At 44.4% G+C, this 4,028-nt stretch carries 3 protein-coding genes; 2 read left to right on the top strand and 1 reads right to left on the bottom strand.

The window, feature by feature from the left end:
• Positions 1–1,246, bottom strand: a 1,246-nt coding sequence (gene fumC, locus BN338_RS01565) for a class II fumarate hydratase (protein WP_039758359.1), incomplete at its 3' end; no start/stop codon positions are given.
• A gap of 231 nt (positions 1,247–1,477) precedes the next feature.
• Between fumC and groES the strand changes: the two genes are divergently transcribed.
• The gene (gene groES, locus BN338_RS01560; protein ID WP_005774667.1) at positions 1,478–1,774 is read left to right on the top strand and encodes a co-chaperone GroES; all 297 of its coding nucleotides are present in this window, start codon (positions 1,478–1,480) and stop codon (positions 1,772–1,774) included.
• 60 nt (positions 1,775–1,834) lie between these two features.
• The gene (groL, locus tag BN338_RS01555) at positions 1,835–3,478 is read left to right on the top strand and encodes a chaperonin GroEL (protein WP_039758355.1); all 1,644 of its coding nucleotides are present in this window, start codon (positions 1,835–1,837) and stop codon (positions 3,476–3,478) included.
• The last annotated feature ends 550 nt before the right edge of the window (positions 3,479–4,028 follow it).

Genomic DNA, 4,028 nt, shown 5'->3' with positions numbered 1-4,028 from the left:
TTTCTGGGGCAAGTGCTGTGACTAACATGAGTGAACGTTCCATGAGTGCGTGAATATGAACACGATTGGCGCGTAATCCTTGAATGCAATGCAGATCAAAAGAACGCATGCAATCACCAAGAAGGGTAATGGATTGTAAAACGTTATAGCCAATAACAGGTTTATAGACGTTGAGTTCAAAATGCCCTTGGCTTGCAGCAAAGGTTACGCTGGTATGATTGCCAAAGACTTGGGCTGCAACCATGGTCATGGCTTCACACTGGGTGGGGTTAACCTTGCCAGGCATAATAGAAGAGCCCGGTTCATTTTCAGGCAGGTTGAGTTCTCCTAAGCCGGAACGGGGACCGGAGCCTAAAAACCGAATGTCATTGGCAATTTTAAAGAGATCAGCAGCTAAGGCATTCAAGCTGCCGTGAAAATGCGCAAGAGCACCATGATGGGCAAGTGCTTCAAATTTATTGTGCGCCGTTTTAAAGGATATTCCTGTGAGGGCGCTGATTGTTTCCGCAAAGGCAACGTCAAAACCTTTCGGGGCGTTGAGTCCCGTTCCAACGGCTGTTCCGCCTTGAGCAAGCATTTGAACATCAGAAAGGGCTGTTTCAATTCGATGACGATTGGCTTCTAAGGCGACTCGATAGCCTGAAAATTCTTGTGCAAGCGTTAAGGGCGTGGCATCTTGCGTATGGGTGCGTCCGATTTTGATGATGTCGGCAAATTCTTCTTCTTTTTTCTTGAAAGTGGTAATGAGGGCTTCAAGAATAGGAAAAAGATGTTGGCGCGTTTGCAGCGTGGTGGCAATGTGAAGCGCCGTGGGAAAGGAATCATTGGATGATTGACTCATATTGACATGGTCATTGGGATGAACGGGCTTTTTGCTTCCCAGTTTTCCTCCCAAAAGCATGCTGGCATGGTTGGCAATCACTTCGTTGACATTCATATTGCTTTGGGTCCCTGAGCCTGTTTGCCAAACAGAAAGCGGAAAATGTGTATCGAAGGCGCCAGAGAGAACTTCATCGGCAGCAGTGACAATCGCTTTTCCAATCTTGGGGGACAGTTTGCCTTTGTCCATATTGACAAGAGCAGCCGCTTTTTTGATAAGGCTTAAGGCGTAAATGATGGTAAGAGGCTGCTTTTCTGTGCCAATATTAAAATTATGCAGAGAACGTTCAGTTTGTGCTCCCCAATAACGATCTTGGCGTACCGAAATCGTTCCAAAGCTATCCGTTTCCTGACGTGTTTCAACCATGATAAGATCCTTTTTTGTTCACGGGTTCTTAAAAAAGTTAAATAACGCGAAAGTGCAAGAAGAAGCAAGACATGGAAGTCTCAATTTATAGAGAAATTATTTTATGGTTATCCTTGACATTGAGAAAAGCTGATTTTATATCTTGGATAGTGCTAGCACTCGTAACTTAAGAGTGCTAGCAAGAGCTTTCTAAGATTAACGCAATTATGTTCAGTTTTAAGGATTTAAAACATGGCTAATATACAATTCCGCCCACTTCACGATCGTGTCGTTGTTCGTCGGGTTGAATCTGAAAATAAAACCGCTGGTGGGATTATCATTCCCGATACAGCAAAAGAAAAACCACAAGAAGGTGAAGTTATTGCTGTGGGCAATGGCGCTCTCGACGATAACGGAAAGCGCGTGCCTTTAGAAGTCAAAACAGGGGACCGTATTTTGTTTGGAAAATGGTCTGGAACTGAAGTCAAGATTAATGGGGAAGACCTCTTAATCATGAAAGAATCTGACATTATGGGAATTATGGGCTAATTAAGAAGCCCTCCATTTTTCATTGTGTACTATTTTGAAAAAACTCCAAGGAGAAATTAAATGGCTGCTAAAGAAGTCAAATTTGGCCGTGAAGCGCGTGAGCGTTTGTTGCGCGGTGTCGACATCCTTGCTAACGCTGTTAAGGTGACACTCGGCCCCAAAGGGCGCAATGTCGTGATTGATAAATCATTTGGTGCGCCCCGCATCACAAAAGATGGTGTATCCGTTGCAAAGGAAATCGAACTGGAAGATAAGTTCGAAAATATGGGTGCGCAAATGTTGCGCGAAGTTGCTTCTAAAACCAATGATATTGCTGGAGATGGAACAACAACCGCAACTGTTTTGGGACAGGCTATCGTACAAGAAGGTGTGAAAGCTGTTGCTGCGGGCATGAACCCTATGGATCTTAAACGCGGAATTGATGCTGCTGTGGATGAAGTGGTGGCTAATCTTTTCAAAAAAGCTAAAAAAATCCAAACTTCAGCAGAAATTGCGCAAGTTGGAACCATTTCTGCCAATGGTGCTGCTGAAATCGGTAAAATGATCGCGGATGCCATGGAAAAAGTTGGCAATGAAGGCGTCATTACCGTGGAAGAAGCTAAAACGGCTGAAACCGAATTAGAAGTCGTGGAAGGAATGCAATTTGACCGTGGCTATCTTTCCCCTTACTTTGTCACAAATGCTGAGAAAATGGTTGCTGATCTTGATGATCCTTACATTCTCATTCACGAAAAGAAATTGTCCAATTTGCAATCCTTACTTCCTGTTTTGGAAGCGGTTGTACAGTCTGGCAAACCCCTTCTTATTATTGCTGAAGATGTTGAAGGTGAAGCTTTGGCAACGCTCGTGGTCAACAAGTTGCGCGGTGGTTTGAAAATTGCTGCGGTAAAAGCGCCAGGGTTTGGTGATCGTCGTAAAGCAATGCTTGAAGATATCGCTATCTTGACATCGGGACAGGTGATTTCTGAAGATGTGGGCATTAAACTTGAAAATGTCACTTTGGATATGCTGGGACGTGCTAAGAAAGTGAATATTTCTAAAGAAAACACCACAATTATTGATGGTGCTGGACAAAAGGCAGAGATTACTGCACGTGTTAATCAGATTAAAGCTCAGATTGAAGAAACAACTTCTGACTATGATCGTGAAAAATTGCAGGAAAGACTTGCTAAACTCGCTGGTGGTGTTGCTGTTATCCGTGTGGGTGGTGCAACAGAAGTTGAAGTGAAAGAAAAGAAAGACCGTGTGGATGATGCGTTGAATGCAACGCGGGCTGCTGTGGAAGAAGGTATTGTTGCTGGTGGTGGTACCGCATTGTTGCGTGCAGCAAGTGCGTTGACCGTTAAGGGAAGTAATCCTGACCAAGAAGCTGGTATTAATATCGTTCGTCGTGCTCTACAAGCTCCAGCGCGCCAAATCGCAACAAATGCTGGTGAAGAAGCAGCGATTATTGTGGGCAAAGTGCTTGAAAATAATGCTGATACATTTGGTTACAATACCGCAACGGGTGAATTTGGTGATTTGATTGCTTTGGGAATTGTTGATCCTGTGAAGGTGGTGCGTTCTGCTCTTCAGAATGCGGCTTCAATTGCAAGCCTTTTGATCACAACAGAAGCAATGGTTGCTGAAATGCCAAAGAAAGATGCTCCCATGCCTCCAATGCCGGCTGGTGGAATGGGTGGAATGGGCGGAATGGATTTCTAAGCTCTTTTCCCTAGAGATAATCAAGAAACGGGTCTTTTCGGCCCGTTTTTTTTGTCTATTTCTTGTTCTGGAAAGCAGTTTCCTTCACGTGGAAAAGAAGCTTCTCCTATCCTTGTTCTACCCTCCCTCATCTCTAATAGTCTATCCTTATAGCGCCCAATATATCACAGCTCTGATGTCCCCACGAGCAGCACGCCATATTTCATCCCTTTTTCATTTGTGCCTTTTTCCCGACTTTCTTTACTCCACCTGTCATTTTTCTTACCAAGTGCACATTCTTATGGTTCATTTTACAGATCCACGTTTTTACGATTTTGAAAATTTACAGAAAGAAGTCGAGAAGAGATTTTGCGCTTTCAAGCCTATTTCGTGATGGTGTTGGTGCGTGGGGGAGGTGTTGCTGTGGTACGGGGGAGGTGTTGCTGTGGTACGGGGGAGGTGTTGCTGTGGTATGGGGGAGGTGTTGCTGTGGTATGGTGATTGGTGCGTGATGCGGGGGCTGGTGTGTGGTATGGAGGCTAAAGTGCACATTCTTATGATTCATTTTACA

Source organism: Bartonella queenslandensis AUST/NH15, assembly GCF_000312585.1.
Lineage (GTDB): Bacteria > Pseudomonadota > Alphaproteobacteria > Rhizobiales > Rhizobiaceae > Bartonella > Bartonella queenslandensis_A.
The sequence above is the reverse complement of the archived record's forward strand: the minus strand, read 5'-3'. Positions and strand labels throughout refer to the sequence as shown.